The organism is Halonotius sp. F2-221B (genome assembly GCF_046719765.1).
Taxonomy (GTDB): Archaea; Halobacteriota; Halobacteria; order Halobacteriales; family Haloferacaceae; genus Halonotius.
Window position 1 is genome coordinate 1 of record NZ_JABEBY010000028.1, and the last position, 14,904, is coordinate 14,904.

Here is a 14,904-nt window from a genome sequence, read left to right on the forward strand (position 1 = left end):
CTGATTCACCCGCTTTCACTCAATACTACGTGTCAGCCATTGGGCCGTTATGACAGATTGGACAACTAGCGATTATCCAACCGTACAGAGGTCAGCATCGTCGATTCTGGTTCAATATCGAAGAATGAGGCGTGATAGGCGTGTAGTGTGTCAATTTCTTCTTCGATGTTTTGGCCCGCTAAGTTCAGCGCGGTAAGATGCAGTGGGAATTTGTTGATGTCGACTGCAGTGATAGAGTCAAGGATGTCTTGATGTGTGGCGTCTGGATAGTCGTGTTGTAGTTCAGTGTACACCTCGACAGGGAATGTTCCGCTCCCGGACGCGGGGTCAAGGATTTCAGGGAGTTCGTGTTCTGCCGGTGCATCGAGTACCCATTTCGAGACTGCTTCAGCAATCGTCGGTGGAGTGTAGTACTGGCCGAGCTTCTTCCTTTCACTTTTTGGAATGAGTTCTTCGAATACGTCACCAAGGAGATCTTCGTCGATTCCAGAAATTTCGCGCTGTTCGATGTTTTCTGTGAGTGACTGTATGTTCTGCAGTGTTTTTTTATTGTGCGGGAACTGCTCGAACAAGTCACTGTTTCGGAAGATAGGCTCGTAGTCAATTTTTTCAACGATTTCATCGAATCGTCTACGGATATGTTCATCAAGAAAATCTAGACTGGACACACCGATGAGTGATTGAAGTTTCTTCCCATCACTTGGTTCGATGGGCTCTGGTGTTTGTTCCCGAACGACTTCGTAGAACAGTATTTTGTTCGTTAACAGGTACGCGTACTGCTTTGCAGCTGTTTCTAACTGCTCGTCTGTGGAGAGGTCAGTGAAGTCATTTTCTCGAACCCAGTTGTCGAATAGATTGATGAATTTCTCGTTGCTTTGGTATTTTTGTTCTGCCAGTTCTTTGTAGGCTGGCCAGATTGTGGAGTGGAAGGTTCGGAGCAGCCCGACGACTTGTTCTTTCTTTTCCTGTCCTGGTAGTTTTCCGTGTTGGTAGAGGTGATCTATACCAGCAAGGACTTGCGGAACGAACCCATCTAGTTCTGGGTCTGAGAGATTGATTGGACGGAGATTCGCGTAGTTGTAGGGGACGTTTTGGAGTTCGATCTCATCGTTATAGTTGAACAGGTAGAAGTCGTTGCTGTTACACGTAGCAAAGAAATCAGCACCGATGTCTCGGGTGTAATCGCGCGCCTGCTTTATTACACTTTTATCATATGGAGAAATATCATCGCGTTTTACCTCAATCACGAGACTTCCAGTGAGGTTACTGTCAAGGTGGATGTCCGCTCGTCTTCCCTCAACATCCTTCTCAATCGTGACTTCGGAAAACTTCGTATCGTTGTTTTCTACGTACCGATAGAGGGCTGAGTAGAGAAGACTGTGAAATTTCTGCTCCTTCGGCTGGCTCGACATAGTGTGCTCTTACTAATCATACGGATATAAAAGTCGGGAAACCTCCGGTTGGGGCCATTCGGGAAGTACGAAGACGTATTCCCCCTTCAATTGCTTACAGACGCGGATGCTCATTGAACGGCGAGGAGAGACGCACTGTCCACTTGTACGCTAAGAAGATTATCCGACATGACGAGTGAATTAGTAGAGTGCGAACTCGCAAGTACGTAGTTAACCAACATTAAGTAGCTAATTGGTCAAGCGCATGTATTGACAGGCACAAACAATCTGATTTTCGAAATGATTCTGTACAAGATTCGCGCCTTCCGTCTTGCACGCCAACCAATGACACTGTATCTAGAATGACACTTATTCCGCTGAGTTAGCGAAGCACCTCGATAGTTCTCGTGTTGAGGTGTCCGCTACCGCCACGTGTTCGTCGGATTCGTCGCTAACCACTACCCAACACTCATGTCGGTGCCGTTCGACACCCCTACGCAATGAAGGACGGCGAACTCGACGCGGTCGACCGTGCGATCCTCTATCACCTCCAGCAGGACGCCCGCCACACCTCCTCCAGCGAGATCGCCGACAAACTCGATCTCTCGTCGAGTACAATCCGCACCCGGCTCAACGCTCTCGAAGAAAGCGGGATCATCCGCGGCTACCACATCGACATCGATTACGACCTTGCGGGCTACCCGCTGTACACCAAAGTCATCTGTACCGCGCCGGTGCCGGAACGCGATAGCCTCGCCGCCGACGCCCGCGAGATTCAGGGTGTTACCGCGGTACGAGAGGTGATGACCGGCCAGCGAAACGTCTACGTCAACGCCATCGGCCGCGACCACGACGACCTCAATCGGATCAGCACGGAGCTCAACCGCCTCGGGCTCGAAGTCGTCGACGAACAGCTCATCCGCGATGAGTACGTCTGCCAGTACCGCGGCTTTCTGGACGAGTTTGACGGGGCGGAGCTGTCAACCGACGAGTAGCCTACCGCTCGCCGGTCTGGTCGTAGGCAGCGTCGAAGAACCCGACTTCGTGGTTGACCGTGCGCTCGAACAGCCGTGCCACCCGTCGTCGGCGACGCGCTGACAGCGTCGGGCCGACCACATCGAGTTGCTCTCGCAGCCAGTTGACGAAGGCGACAAAACCGTCGTTGGCGTGGAGGTCGATCCATTCGGCGAGGTAGAACTCGGCCGGCCGGTCGTCGGCCTCACGTGTCGCCCACGAGAGATAGATCCATTCTGCCGGCACCAACACAGCCAGCGTTTCGGCGTAGCCGCCCTGTGCTTTCGCCGCGAGGAGGAGATCGATAAACGACTCCGTCGCTGCAGTTCGCTCGGGATCGTGCCACCGCTCGGCGGGCACGTCAAGGGCGTCGAAGGAGCGTTCGAAGTAGTCGTTCTCGTCGTCGGTGATGACATCGAGGAACTCGACGAACCGGCGTTTCTCGGTCATCGTGGGGGCCTGCCCGACAGCGTAGCCGAAGACGCCGACCAGCGTGTCGACGAAGGCGTAATCCTGGCGGAGATATTCAGCCATCACGTCGGCGTCAAGGGTGCCCGCACCCAACTCCTGGGTGAATCGATGATCGACAGCGTCGCTCCAGGCCGGCTCGCTTCGCTCGCGGAGCCAGTCGGTAAATCGCGGCTCGTCGCGGTCGGCGGCGTAGTCAGCGAAGGTATCACCGCTCATAGCCCCCACCCCTCCACGGTGTAGGCCATTTCCCAAAAGCGGTATTCGAGTTTCGCGCTGGTGAGGAAGGCCTCCTCCATCGCTTCGCGCTCGCCGGGATACTGCTCCCAGCAGTCGTCGACGAACGCCCGGCCCCACGCCACGTCCTCGCGGAACTCATCGCCGGTGTAGGTGTCGATGAAGGGGGTGTACTCGTGGGTCTCGTCGGCCAACTCGGCCATGTGGTCGGCGATATCGAGGTAGCCCTGCATACAGGGGTAGAGCGCGGCGGCGATCTCCGCAATACTTCCCTCGTAGGCCGTCCGCAGGAGGAAGTTGGTGTAGGCGACACAGGTGGGAGCTTTCTCGGTCGCTTCTAACTCATCCTGTGAGATCCCGTAGTCGGCCGCAAACGACCGGTGGAGATCCATCTCGGTGTTGAGGGTCGTGTGAGCGATATCCAACAGCGCGGTCATCCGCGTCTCCTCGCGGGCTTTCGTGCCCGCAAGTGCCCACAGCCGGGCGTAATCCTGCAGGTACCGGTAATCCTGTTTAATCCAGTGAGCGAAGGCGTCGCTGTCGAGAGTGCCGTCGGCGAGTTCGACGACGAAGGGGTGGTTCTTCTGGGCCTGCCAGATCGGTTCGCCGATCGCAAGGAGGTGGTCGCTACCGGTCATGGGGAACTCTTGCCGCGGCAGCGACTATAAGTTGTTGATATAACTTAGTTATCTTCGGTCGCGTCGGCGGCGTCAGCCGGCGTGTCGACCTCGATGCTGGTATCGGAGTCATCGCTCGGATCGATCTCCCGAACCACGATATCGGCGACCTCCTCGACAAGCGTGAGATGCCGGCGGCGGTATGCGACGACCATCCGGCGCACAAGGCCGTAGCTGATGACGGTTGCAAGGAGAGCGAGGAGTACAGAGCCGACGACCAGCCGGACGAGGAGGGGTCGGTTCCCCGACAGCGACAGCTCGACGGCAACCCCGCCATCGATCGGACCGAGCAGATAGATCCCCAGCGGGATGCTCACGGCATAGATCCCCCATTTGACAAGCGGATTGATGATGATCCCGGAGCTAAACAGCGCGACCGTGTTGATCCACGCGACCCGCGAGGCCAAGATCACCATCACGACGAGGTTGCCGCCAAGGGTCGGCAGCGTTGTCAGAAAGACCCCGATAGCAAAGCTGGCAGCGATCTGTGCAGGCGGCTGGTCGGCATCAAACGACGCCTCGATCGCATCGCGTACCCGATTGCGAACCCGCCGGAGTCGAGCACTTCGCGGCCAACACATAGCCGCTGGCTCACACTACGGCGGGAAGAAGCTACTGCACGCCACCGATCCCAAAGCGGTGGGGTGCAGAGGGCCACCAGGGGTCAGCCGATGTACGCAGCGTAGCTGAGACACCAACCGTCGGGATCGACCTCCCCGGAAATCAGCGTACAGGCACCCATCCCGTCACCGTCTTGATCCGTGACATAGTACTGACAGCCGTCACACTGCTGGCCGTTGTTGGGGGTGGGCTGATAGTTGAGGGCTTCTGGATCCTGGAGTCCGTCGGGATTGCGTTCGATCCCACCGAGTGATTCGGCGGTGCGTTCGGACGCCGGAACCGGTTCGGCTTCGCCCCCACCATCGGCTGACTCCCCGGTGCTCTCGGATGACGGTTCCGAGGGCGCTCCACCGCCACCGCTGCCGCCACAGCCGGCAAGGGTGGTTGTGATAGCTGCGGCACCGGCGACACGCAAAAACCGTCGGCGGGAGTTCGGGCTCTCTGCCATCGGCAGGAGATAAGATATTCGAGTAAAAGACGGACATCACTGTTCTCAGGAACTGAGAAACAACCAACGCTACCCCAGCTGTGACACGTCATAGCGTGTGAGTCGCGAGCCGTCGTCGCTTGTGAATGCATCACACAAATTCTGGTTTGAGTCTCCACAAGGGGTAGTACCCGCTGGTGGCGATGTTCACGTGCCAGTCACTCGCCCTCCATTCGGGCCCGAATCGACACGCTGGCGCGAGCTATGAACACACGAACACTCATCCTGATCACGCTGGTGGGAGTCAGCACCCTCGCTGCCACGGGCGTGGTCGCCGCGACGACGGATAGTGCGACGGCAAGCGAGACAACGACCGTCGAAACAACCACCGAGGGCAGTACCCTCAATCCGGCGAACTACACACGCCTCTATATCGAGGACGGCTACCGGAATCTCGAACTCAAACCCGGCGACAGCGAGACGGTGACTGTCACCGTCGAAAACGGCGAGGACGAGGCCGTCGACATCTCGCCACGGGTCGCCACGCCGCCGGCCCGGAGCCAGCCACCGGTCGAAGCCGACTGGCTCTCGATCGACGGCGGTGAGACCACACTCGACGCCGGCGAGTCCGCCGAGGTTGATATCACCGTGGACGTGCCCGACGACGCCGAGATCGGCGACTACAGCGGGCTCGTCGCCTTCACCGACGAGACGATCCGGTATCCGGGCCGACCGCCACAGCCGGTACACAGCGTCTCGGTGAGCGTCAACGTCTGGGAGGAACCAACCGTCCAACTCAACTCAGAGACACACATCTACACACATCTACAGGCCGGCGAGACGATCACCCGAGAGATCGAGGTCTCGAACACCGGCGAGGAAGCCGTCCCGGTCAACCCGCAGTTCAACGCCGACACACAGCGTCGACATCGACCAGGCGATCGTGAAACGTTGGATCGGTCGTGGGTGACGATCGACGGCCCAAGCGAGATCGAGCCCGGCGAGACCGACACCGTCGAGCTAACCGTCGAACCCCCCGCTGACGCCGAGCGCGGCGACTACAGCGCGACCGTCGATCTCGGGATCACCGATCCAAACCGGAACCCCGACAACACCTACTGGCAGCAGATCGATCTCAACTTCCAGGTCTGGACGGCCCCCGAGGAGCCCTTCGAGACGAGCTTCAGTGTGAGCGAGTCAACGACCAACGCGACGCTGGAGCTCACCGCCAATCAGCGACGGCGCGCGGCGGAGCGAAGCCAGGATGCCTCCTTCGACGTGACGTTTGTCGCACCCGATGGCCGTGAGATCGACGCCGACCGAACGAGCCTGACGGACTCCGGCGGCGTCAACCTTGGCGCGCAGCGACCACGAGAGACAACCGACGATACCTACGCCACACGCGGGGGGCAGCAAACGTTCACCTACGAGATCGCTGATCCGGCCGCCGGCGACTGGTCGGTTCGAATCATGCCGCAGAACACGATCGACTTCGGCTACGAGATCACCAGAAACGAGGCAAACTGAGCGATCACGAACACAGGACGGTCGAGGCGATCACGGGGTCAGCGAGGCGACGTTTGCCGGGCGACGTGCCTGCCAGACGTTCGCCCGCCCGCCGATGCGATCAAGCTGGAGCTCAACCAGTTTACCGGCCGGGAGTGTTGCAAGCTCCTCACGGAGTGCGTCGTCTTCGTACTCGACGACCTGAAACACGCGGTTCGCTGAGGGATTCAGTAGATTAATTGCATTATTTGCATTCATTTCTTTCACAATACGGTATTCGTGTGGTTCTGTCCGCTCCGTCTTCATACTAGTCCGCTAGGATCGCCAATCGTCAAAAGAATTGCGCCTATATCTATGAAGTATAATCTCATTACATTTATATTCAAATAAACCAATATTTTTGCGGCAAAAAGTCTATTGTATGTTTGATTCTTTGTGCGTCTCAAAGCCGATAGGGCTACCGGCCTGGAGAGGCTGACACATCATGATGGATGAGGGTGTGTTTGAGACGACGATCACCGACGGTGTGTTACAGGTGCGGCGGCCGCACACCGACTGGCTCTCGACGGGTGTCGACGGTGGGCGAGAGCGCGCCGATGCAGCCTACAATCTCACCGTTCCTACCGGCTGGGACGAAACCAACCTCCGATCCTACATCGACCGCAGAGTGACGACCGCCGGCTTCGAGATCGACGGGCCAGCGTTGCTGACTGGCGTGGCCCAACGACATGCCAGACGGGCCGTCCTCGATCCGGTTGAGGCGATCGTGACCGCTGGGCTATCGAATCCGGCGACGCTACCGCCGCGGGACGCCGCTGATACATCGACACCGACCCCTGAAGCCGGCGATACAGAACACACCGCTGACCACAGCCACCACGGAACGATCAATATCATCGTCGGCACGACCCGGGCCCTGCCACCGGCCGCGCTGGCTAGCCTTCTCGCGGGTGTCGTCGAAGCCAAAACGGCAACCCTCAGCCGCCAAACCGGGTTCACGGGCACGACGAGCGATGCGGTGATCGTCGGCAGCGACCCCGACGGTGAGCAGACACGCTTCGTCGGCTCGGCCACGACGGTCGGCAACGCAGCCCGCGCCTGCGTTCGAGAGGGTCTCACCGCCGCACTCGACGCGCGGTATCCGGATGGAGAACACCCCAAATCGGTTGGCGACGCCGACCACGGTGTGGAGACGACGGCGACAGCAACGGTGTCGACACCGGGGTAGGCGACGCTATGGTCGTTGCCGGAGCCGCGCGCTGGCACCGACCGCGATCAGCGCGGCGACCGCACCACCGATCCCAAATCCTGGCGCGGAGACACCGGTTGCCGGGTCGCTGTCGTCGGTTGGGGAACTCACATCCACCGCCGACTCAGGGTGGAGTTGCGAGCTGAGATTGCTGGTCGCGTAGACAACGCTCCGCGGGGCGGGTTGGTTGAGGTACTGCACGGACAGGGTCGCTGTGCGATTGGTTTCACCCGCCGGGGTTAGCGAATAGGGCTCAGACCCAAGGATCTGTCCCTCCGTCTGATCGGTGACGATCAGTACCTCCGGGGCGAGGTTGATGACCGTCTCATCGTTCACCTGTTTGTATCCATCAAACTCACTGGCAGCGACGTTTTCTCCGCCGGCCGTGGTGATGATCTGATTGATAAACGTATTGTTGCCGACGGCGAACCCGCCGAGCAGCGGATAGAGCACGCGCGGACGATCCACGTCGGCCGTTTGGGATTCGGTCGCGGCGACGTGTTTCCACATCCACGCGTTCGTGTCGGCGGCCGCGGCGGTGTTGCCGGTAAGCCGGCCGGTCGTCTGTGTTTTCGCGGCCACAGCTTCAAAATCGGTGGCCGCGGGGAAGTGATACACCGTGAGGTTGGCGTCCCGAAGCGTGGCAACGGTCTCACGGCTGGTCGCGTTCGGCGCGAGCACCAGATCCGGCTCGGTCGCTACCACCCGCTCGATGCTGACGCCGAGGCCAGCCGCCGAGACATTGTCCCGCTGCTCGGCTCCCTCAAGATAGCTCGCGTACTGTGTGACGCCAACGACCTGGTCGGCCGCCCCGAGCGTCCACATCGTCTGGGCCGCACTCGGATTGGTCGTGGTGATACGCTCAGGCCGAGACTCGACGGTGACTGCCGTGGCGGTCGCATCGGTGAGCGTGACCGGGAAGGAGTTGTTTGCGGTCGGCGGGGAATCAGCTCCCGACGGCGACGCCGTCGCCGATACGGGGTCGGCGGTCGCCACCCCGGCACCGAGACTCACAGCCACCAACAGACACAGGATCACAAGCGGTCGTCGACCGAGCATACCCCATCTCCGGGTGAAGGCAATAAGTATTTGGCTACTGCAACTCCGGTTTCATTCATGCGAGTCCGACAGCGCGCCGTGACGTGGTCGCTTGGGTTGATCGCGGTGCTTGCTGTCGCTATCACCCTTGCCGCGGGGATCGGCCCGGTGCGGATCCCGCCAGCGACAGTTGTGAAAGTTCTGCTCAACGCGGTGTCGCTGCCGGCGGGGATCGAGTTGGCACCGCTGTCGGTTGCCGGGGTGCTCCAGCTGCCGTTGCCGACGCTACAGTGGCACCCAGCAGTCACCTATCCGGTCGACCAGACCGCCGAGACGATCGTGATGCGCGTTCGCCTTCCACGAATTTTCTTGGCCGCGACCGTCGGCTTCGCGCTGGCGGCCGCCGGCACCGTGATGCAGGGCTTCTTTCGGAATCCGATGGCCGACCCCTCGATCATCGGCGTCTCCTCGGGGGCCGCCGTCGGCGCGGTCGCCGCTATCATCGCGCCCGCGGCGATCCCCTTCGGCCTGGGGCTTCGGGGTGCGGCGTTTCTCGGTGCGGTGATAACGGCCTTTGTTGTCTATCTGATCGCCACCGAGGGCGGCCGGACGCCGGTGGCGACGCTGCTGTTGGCGGGGGTGGCGATCCAGGCCTTTCTTGGGGCCGTGATCGCCGCCCTCCAGCTGTACAGCGGCGAGGGGCTGCGGGCGGTCGTCCACTGGCTGATGGGCCATCTCGGCAACGCCGGCTGGGATGATGTGACGATCACGCTGCTCATCGTCCCCGTGCTGTTTGGGATACTACTGGCGTATGCCCGCGATCTGAACGTCCTGTTGCTCGGCGAGGAGGCCGCCGCCGGGCTGGGTGTCGAGGTCGAGCGCACAAAGCGGCTCCTGCTTGCGGTGTCGGCGGTGCTGACCGCTGCCGCGGTCGCCGTCTCCGGCGTGATCGGCTTCGTCGGCCTCATCGTCCCGCATATGCTACGGCTGGTCGTCGGCCCCGACCATCGGGTGTTGCTGCCGGCGGCCGCGCTGGGCGGAGCCTCCTTCCTCGTCATCACGGATACGGTTGCCCGCGCTGGCGCGACGGAGATCCCGGTCGGCATCGTCACCGCCGCGTTGGGCGCGCCCTTCTTTCTATACCTGCTCCGCAGCCGGGAGGTGCACGCGCTGTGAGCGACCCGCCACTCATCGTCGACGACATATCGGTCACCCTTGGGGGACGGGAGGTGCTGTCGACGGTCTCACTCACGGCCGACCGCGGTGAACTCGTCGGCCTCATCGGCCCAAACGGCGCGGGGAAAACCACGTTGCTGCGGGCGATCCGTGGCGGTGTGCCCACGACGGCCGGCGGGGTCACGGTAACCGGCCAATCGGTGTCGTCGCTGTCGGCCAGGGAGATCGGCCGGCGGGTGGCAACGGTGCCACAGGAGACCGAGCTTTCGTTTGGGTTCTCCGTTGAGCAGGCGGTGGCGATGGGACGGCACGCCCACATCGGCCGGTTCGGCACCCCCGACGAGACGGATCGGGAGGCGGTCGTCGACGCCTTAGCCCGTACCTCGTTGGAATCGCTGGCTGATCGCCCGGTCACCGATCTCAGCGGCGGCGAACGCCAACGGGTGCTGTTGGCCCGGGCGTTGGCGCAGGCGACGCCGGTGCTGTTGTTGGATGAGCCAACGGCGAGTCTCGATATCAACCACGCGATCCGCACGCTGGAAACGGTTCGGGCGGTCGTCGACGATGGTACCGCCGCTGTCGCCGCGATCCACGACCTGGATCTGGCGGCCCGCTACTGTGATCGGCTCATCCTGTTGGCCGACGGCGACGTTGTCGCCGCTGGCGACCCAGATACAGTGCTGACAAGCGAAACCCTGGCTGACGCCTTCGATGCAACCGCGGTCGTCTCTCAGGATTCGGTGACCGACACACCACGGGTGACCGCGCTGCCGGATGAGTCGACAGCGATCGCTGACGAGGAGGAATAGCAGTCTCTGCAAGAGACTGAGGCTAACTGGGCTACGTCGACTCCGAGGTGTCGCCCAGATACCGATCATAGAGCTGATCGCCAAGCAGCGTCCCAAACAGCCCGGAGATGACGACAAACGAGCCGATCGAGACCATGAGAAAGCTCACCCACTGAGTCAGCGGCTCAACCGGCGGCCACAACATCGGGATCGTCCGGATGACAGACTCCCAGAAGACGGCAAGCTGCAGCAGCGCGACGCCCGCGCTACAGGCGGCCCGCACCCGCAGCCGTTCCCACGACGGCCCGGGGCGGGGCGCGGGAAACTCGCTGTCACTCATTGGTGTTTGTTGGAGTGCCGCCCTGAAAGCCCTCGTGGTCGCCGCCAAACGTCACGCTTAGGCGCGGCGATACCGCACGGTCGCTATGGACGTTCCGTGTGTCGCCGTCGCCCGCGAAGCCGGTGAGGCGGCTCGCAGTGCGCTCGCGGCGGCTGAGGCCCTCAACGACGACCACGAGATCGCTGTCGAGGACGGCAGGATCTACATCCCGGTCACCGACGCCGAGGCCGCAGCCGATGCTGTCGCCGAACTCGATTGCGACACCGAGATGACGACCTACGATCTTCCCGTCCGCCAGGGTGTTCGCACGCCCGCCGATATCCTCGGTTTTGAGCCCTCCTTGGAGCGGATCGGCGACATCGTCGTCATCGACGAGGATGACCCAGACCGCGCGGCGATGATCGCCGAAGCCGTCATCGACGCCGATCTGCCGGCTCGATCGGTGCTCAACCGTGCCTCGAAGATCAAAGGCGAGCTCCGGGTGCGAGACTGGGAGGTGGTGGCCGTCGACGACGACGCGGCCGCCGACAGCGACCGCTCGCCGACCGAAACAGTACATCGGGAGTACGGCCACGAGTACCTGCTTGATCTCGCCGCTGTCTACTTCTCGCCGCGACTCGCCACCGAACGCCACCGGGTCGTCGAACAGATCGAACCGGGCGAACAGGTGCTGGATATGTTTGCCGGCGTCGGCCCGTTTGCGATCCCCGCGGCCAGCCGCGGAGCCAGCGTTGTCGCCGTCGACCTCAACGAGACGGCGATCGACTACTGCCGGGAAAACGCCCGCCGTAACGGCGTCGCCGACGCGGTGACCGCGATCGCAGGCGACGTGCGCGAGGTCGCCGCCGACTACCGCGGCTGGGCCGACCGGCTGGTGATGAATCTGCCCCATAGCGCGAACGAGTTTGTTGCCACAGCGGTCGATCTCGCCGGCGAGGAGTGTGTCCTCCACTACTACGACATCCAACACGAGGACGATCCCTTCGGGCCAGGGATCGAGGCGATCCGGGCGGCCGCCGAACCGGAGTACGCTGTGAGCGTCGAGACCGAACACGTCGTCCGGTCGTACGCGCCACACGAACTGAACGTCTGTCTCGACGTGCGGCTGCGGCGAACTGATTGATACTGTGCTGGTCGATAGTGCGTAGTCAGCAACCTCCAAGACGACGGGCGACACGTTGACAGCGGTGGTGTTCACATAAGAGTAGCAAGCAGGCGAGTCGGCTAACCAACTAAACCACGGCCTGGTGGACTGAAAGGGCGAGACGCGCTCGGCGAACCCGGACGACGAAAGCACCGCAACGAGCGAAGCGAGTGAGGAGCGCAGCGAGTCCCGGGAGTCGAGCGCGTCGAGGGCTTTCTACACCTCTTCTCTTCATGCAACTGTTCTACTCAGACGCTACGTATCGGACGCAACGCTCTTTCGCGTTGGTCGCCGACAGCCAGCCATGACCACACGGGAGATCAACGGCTATCAGCTGCACCGGATTCGGGAACACGTCTGGGAGATCCCCCAAGAGGGCGAGATGCGCGTCCCGGCGCGGCTGCTCGCCAGCGAATCCCTCCTCGATCAGATCGGCGACGACAACACCCTCGATCAGATCACCAACGCCACCCAGCTCCCAGGGATCACAACCCACGCGCTCTGTATGCCGGATGGCCACCAGGGGTATGGGTTCCCGGTCGGCGGCGTCGGCGCAATCGACGCGGAAAATGGCTGTATCTCGCCGGGGGCGGTCGGCTTCGACATCAACTGCGGCGTCCGCATGGTGCGGACGACCCTCACGTATGACGACCTCCGCGGTCGGGAGGAAGAACTCGTCAACGCACTCTTTGCGAATATTCCGACCGGGATCGGTCATGGCGGCGTCGTCGAAACCGACGTTGAGACCGTGACTGAGGTGCTCGATCGTGGGCTCGACTGGGCGGTCGAGGAAGGGTATGCAACACGGGAGGATATGCTGCACTGCGAGGACGAGGGCCGCCGCCCGAACGCCGACAGCGATTTCGTCTCAGAGGGTGCGAAAAACCGCGGCAAGGGGCAGATCGGCAGTCTCGGCTCCGGCAACCATTTCCTCGAAGTCCAGCGGGTTACCGAGATCTTCGACGGCGATGTCGCCGACGCCTACGGGCTTCAGGCCGACCAGATCGTCGTGATGATCCACTGCGGGAGCCGCGGGCTCGGCCACCAGGTCTGTAAGGACTACGTCAGCCGCATCAGCGAGGAACACGCCGAGTTCAACGCTGATCTCCCGGACGACAACCTCGCGGCCGCGCCTGCTGGCAGCGAAGTAGCCAAAGCGTACTACGGCGCGATGGGCGCGGCGATCAACTTCGCGTGGGTCAACCGCCAGCTGCTGACCTACCAAACACGGCAGGTCTTCGAGCGTGTCTTTGATCGCTCCTGGGAGGAGATGGGGATGGAGTTGCTGTATGATGTGGCCCACAACATCGCCAAAAAGGAGGGTCACGACGTTGACGGCGAGGAGCGGGAGTACTACGTCCACCGGAAGGGCGCGACACGAGCGTTCCCGGCCGGCCGCGAGGAGGTGCCGCGGGCCTACCGCGAGGTGGGCCAGCCCGTGCTCCTCCCGGGCAGCATGGGCACCGGCAGCTACGTGCTCCGCGGCGGCGATGGCTCACTAACCGAGAGCTTTGGCTCGACCGCCCACGGCGCGGGACGGATCATGAGTCGCACGCAGGCCAAACGCGAGTACGGCGCGAGCGATGTCCAAACCGACCTCCGCGATCACCAACAGATCTATCTCAAGGCCGAGGACGGCGAAACCATCGCCGAGGAAGCACCCGGCGTCTACAAGGATATCGATGATGTGGTCGCCGTCTCGGAGGCTCTCGATCTCGCTGATCCCGTCGCCCGCACGGTGCCGGTCTGTAATATCAAAGGCTGAGGTGGAAGCGTCGTCGGTGAAATACCTCGGGACTCGATGGACTGATCGAGACAATCGCTGCCTACCTAGAGAGTGGTTCGTCTGAAACGATAGAGCTGCCGCTCACCGATCAGGGACGCCGCCAGCCAAAAACTGGCCGGCGGCGCAAACGTAGTGTGCTGGTAGCGGGGTCAAGTGCTACGACCACCCGGAACAGGGTGGTCACCTTGCCATATGTCGACCAGCTATATCAACATGTCGGGAGGAGGCACCGATGGCTATCCGTACCGTTTGCATTAGTTCCACCGTGACTGTGTGCTGTCATCCCGATCGTAGAAACCGGATGTGTCGCTTGGTGATCATCAACATGAAGTGGGCGTATTGAGAGTTGAGGCTCTTGCCGAAGATAGCGAAACAGGGCTATCGGTTTCCTGTGAGGAATACCAGTGCAAGAGACACCATGCGGCTCTTGCACAGCCCTCCACTCAATCAAGATAGCCTAATTGACGGAGCGATTCGCGTGTTTCTTCGTCTATATCGGCTCTTTCAACCGCTTCTTGTCCCGCTGTATACTGTTCTTTGAGTGCGTCACAGAGTTGACGTGCGGTGCGTAGTTTGAAGCTGAGCTCTGGCTCTGTCACGTCTTCTTGAACACTTTTCAGCATCGTGTCTATGTGTTCGAATGAATCCAGTCCCATACGTGTAGCTTCACATCGTTAGATATTAATTACCGACAACTATCCCACAATCTTAGAATTCGGTGTAGGTATTTCCATTCTACCTCTCCATAGCGGCTGTTCCGGCCTTCTGTCGCCCATTCCCGTTGGTGAACGCACGATCTGTAGCGGCCACTCCGCTGCGTATTATGTATCCAACAGATAGCATTTCGCCGCAGAGAATACATTTTTGTGCAACTTGGCACAGATGATAGTATGATTGAGAGGCGCAACCCCGAAGACAGTCGGATACGGGTACTTCACGTTGACGATGACACGCACTTTACCGAATTCGCTCATCTGTAGAAGTCGGTACTCAAGATTTTCTCGAACCAGCGATCAGTGTTGAGTGTGAGGCTGAGGAAGTT

The 14,904-nt window shown here is 60.9% G+C and carries 16 protein-coding genes; 7 read left to right on the forward strand and 9 right to left on the reverse strand.

Annotated features, from left to right (window positions below; all coding sequences use genetic code 11):
• Positions 1-65: 65 nt before the first annotated feature.
• Complete coding sequence (locus HKK80_RS14550; RefSeq protein WP_411800304.1) at positions 66-1,412, reverse strand: N-6 DNA methylase; 1,347 nt, start codon at positions 1,410-1,412, stop codon at positions 66-68.
• Positions 1,413-1,891: 479 nt separating this feature from the next.
• On the opposite strand from HKK80_RS14550, the gene HKK80_RS14555 reads away from it, so the two are divergent.
• Positions 1,892-2,386: an Lrp/AsnC family transcriptional regulator gene (locus HKK80_RS14555; RefSeq protein WP_411800305.1), complete on the forward strand. Its 495-nt coding sequence runs from the start codon at positions 1,892-1,894 to the stop codon at positions 2,384-2,386.
• A gap of 1 nt (position 2,387) precedes the next feature.
• On the opposite strand, the gene HKK80_RS14560 is transcribed toward HKK80_RS14555, so the two are convergent.
• The 4 genes from HKK80_RS14560 to HKK80_RS14575 form a co-directional block, all read right to left on the reverse strand.
• Complete coding sequence (locus tag HKK80_RS14560) at positions 2,388-3,092, reverse strand: TenA family protein (RefSeq protein WP_411800306.1); 705 nt, start codon at positions 3,090-3,092, stop codon at positions 2,388-2,390.
• Positions 3,089-3,748 carry a thiaminase II gene (gene tenA / locus HKK80_RS14565; protein ID WP_411800307.1) on the reverse strand — a complete coding sequence of 220 codons (660 nt, stop codon included), beginning with the start codon at positions 3,746-3,748 and terminating at the stop codon, positions 3,089-3,091. Before tenA ends, HKK80_RS14560 begins: the two co-directional genes overlap by 4 nt.
• Positions 3,749-3,792: 44 nt before the next feature.
• A complete protein-coding gene (locus tag HKK80_RS14570; protein ID WP_411800308.1) occupies positions 3,793-4,368 on the reverse strand; it encodes a DUF2062 domain-containing protein in 576 nt (191 codons plus the stop codon).
• Positions 4,369-4,451: 83 nt separating this feature from the next.
• Positions 4,452-4,856, reverse strand: coding sequence for a high-potential iron-sulfur protein (locus tag HKK80_RS14575; protein WP_411800309.1), 405 nt, complete (start codon positions 4,854-4,856; stop codon positions 4,452-4,454).
• A gap of 243 nt (positions 4,857-5,099) precedes the next feature.
• Here HKK80_RS14575 and HKK80_RS14580 point away from each other — a divergent pair, with 243 nt between their 5' ends.
• The gene (locus tag HKK80_RS14580; protein WP_411800310.1) at positions 5,100-6,362 is read left to right on the forward strand and encodes a hypothetical protein; all 1,263 of its coding nucleotides are present in this window, start codon (positions 5,100-5,102) and stop codon (positions 6,360-6,362) included.
• A 30-nt stretch (positions 6,363-6,392) separates the two neighbouring features.
• Here the strand turns inward: HKK80_RS14580 and HKK80_RS14585 are convergent, their stop codons facing one another.
• Entirely contained in the window at positions 6,393-6,551 is a 159-nt protein-coding gene (locus HKK80_RS14585) for a hypothetical protein (RefSeq protein ID WP_411800311.1), read from the reverse strand.
• Between the two features lie 274 nt (positions 6,552-6,825).
• Here HKK80_RS14585 and HKK80_RS14590 point away from each other — a divergent pair, with 274 nt between their 5' ends.
• A complete protein-coding gene (locus tag HKK80_RS14590; RefSeq protein WP_411800312.1) occupies positions 6,826-7,569 on the forward strand; it encodes an adenosylcobinamide amidohydrolase in 744 nt (247 codons plus the stop codon).
• Between the two features lie 6 nt (positions 7,570-7,575).
• Here the strand turns inward: HKK80_RS14590 and HKK80_RS14595 are convergent, their stop codons facing one another.
• Positions 7,576-8,649: a PGF-CTERM-anchored ABC transporter substrate-binding protein gene (locus HKK80_RS14595; RefSeq protein WP_411800313.1), complete on the reverse strand. Its 1,074-nt coding sequence runs from the start codon at positions 8,647-8,649 to the stop codon at positions 7,576-7,578.
• A 57-nt stretch (positions 8,650-8,706) separates the two neighbouring features.
• Between HKK80_RS14595 and btuC the strand changes: the two genes are divergently transcribed.
• Positions 8,707-9,804 (forward strand): vitamin B12 ABC transporter permease BtuC, encoded by a 1,098-nt coding sequence (gene btuC, locus HKK80_RS14600; RefSeq protein ID WP_411800314.1) that lies wholly within the window; start codon positions 8,707-8,709, stop codon positions 9,802-9,804.
• On the forward strand, positions 9,801-10,613 hold the full coding sequence (locus tag HKK80_RS14605; protein WP_411800315.1) for an ABC transporter ATP-binding protein: 813 nt from the start codon (positions 9,801-9,803) through the stop codon (positions 10,611-10,613). Before btuC ends, HKK80_RS14605 begins: the two co-directional genes overlap by 4 nt.
• 31 nt (positions 10,614-10,644) lie before the next feature.
• On the opposite strand, the gene HKK80_RS14610 is transcribed toward HKK80_RS14605, so the two are convergent.
• The gene (locus tag HKK80_RS14610; RefSeq protein ID WP_411800316.1) at positions 10,645-10,932 is read right to left on the reverse strand and encodes a hypothetical protein; all 288 of its coding nucleotides are present in this window, start codon (positions 10,930-10,932) and stop codon (positions 10,645-10,647) included.
• A gap of 85 nt (positions 10,933-11,017) precedes the next feature.
• Between HKK80_RS14610 and HKK80_RS14615 the strand changes: the two genes are divergently transcribed.
• Together HKK80_RS14615 and HKK80_RS14620 are read left to right on the forward strand one after the other, a co-directional pair.
• The gene (locus HKK80_RS14615; RefSeq protein WP_411800318.1) at positions 11,018-12,055 is read left to right on the forward strand and encodes a class I SAM-dependent methyltransferase; all 1,038 of its coding nucleotides are present in this window, start codon (positions 11,018-11,020) and stop codon (positions 12,053-12,055) included.
• Between the two features lie 325 nt (positions 12,056-12,380).
• Positions 12,381-13,841, forward strand: coding sequence for an RtcB family protein (locus tag HKK80_RS14620; protein ID WP_411800319.1), 1,461 nt, complete (start codon positions 12,381-12,383; stop codon positions 13,839-13,841).
• 464 nt (positions 13,842-14,305) lie between these two features.
• On the opposite strand, the gene HKK80_RS14625 is transcribed toward HKK80_RS14620, so the two are convergent.
• Positions 14,306-14,518 carry a hypothetical protein gene (locus HKK80_RS14625; RefSeq protein WP_411800320.1) on the reverse strand — a complete coding sequence of 71 codons (213 nt, stop codon included), beginning with the start codon at positions 14,516-14,518 and terminating at the stop codon, positions 14,306-14,308.
• Between the last annotated feature and the right edge of the window lie 386 nt (positions 14,519-14,904).

Bases quoted from the DNA above. Each gene is read 5' to 3' on its own strand.
- HKK80_RS14570 (WP_411800308.1), bottom strand. From the start codon at position 4,368: ATGTGTTGGCCGCGAAGTGCTCGACTCCGGCGGGTTCGCAATCGGGTA.
- HKK80_RS14560 (WP_411800306.1), bottom strand. From the start codon at position 3,092: ATGAGCGGTGATACCTTCGCTGACTACGCCGCCGACCGCGACGAGCCG.
- HKK80_RS14590 (WP_411800312.1), top strand. From the start codon at position 6,826: ATGATGGATGAGGGTGTGTTTGAGACGACGATCACCGACGGTGTGTTA.
- tenA (WP_411800307.1), bottom strand. From the start codon at position 3,748: ATGACCGGTAGCGACCACCTCCTTGCGATCGGCGAACCGATCTGGCAG.
- HKK80_RS14625 (WP_411800320.1), bottom strand. From the start codon at position 14,518: ATGGGACTGGATTCATTCGAACACATAGACACGATGCTGAAAAGTGTT.
- HKK80_RS14615 (WP_411800318.1), top strand. From the start codon at position 11,018: ATGGACGTTCCGTGTGTCGCCGTCGCCCGCGAAGCCGGTGAGGCGGCT.
- HKK80_RS14580 (WP_411800310.1), top strand. From the start codon at position 5,100: ATGAACACACGAACACTCATCCTGATCACGCTGGTGGGAGTCAGCACC.
- HKK80_RS14550 (WP_411800304.1), bottom strand. From the start codon at position 1,412: ATGTCGAGCCAGCCGAAGGAGCAGAAATTTCACAGTCTTCTCTACTCA.
- HKK80_RS14595 (WP_411800313.1), bottom strand. From the start codon at position 8,649: ATGCTCGGTCGACGACCGCTTGTGATCCTGTGTCTGTTGGTGGCTGTG.
- HKK80_RS14610 (WP_411800316.1), bottom strand. From the start codon at position 10,932: ATGAGTGACAGCGAGTTTCCCGCGCCCCGCCCCGGGCCGTCGTGGGAA.
- btuC (WP_411800314.1), top strand. From the start codon at position 8,707: ATGCGAGTCCGACAGCGCGCCGTGACGTGGTCGCTTGGGTTGATCGCG.
- HKK80_RS14575 (WP_411800309.1), bottom strand. From the start codon at position 4,856: ATGGCAGAGAGCCCGAACTCCCGCCGACGGTTTTTGCGTGTCGCCGGT.
- HKK80_RS14555 (WP_411800305.1), top strand. From the start codon at position 1,892: ATGAAGGACGGCGAACTCGACGCGGTCGACCGTGCGATCCTCTATCAC.
- HKK80_RS14620 (WP_411800319.1), top strand. From the start codon at position 12,381: ATGACCACACGGGAGATCAACGGCTATCAGCTGCACCGGATTCGGGAA.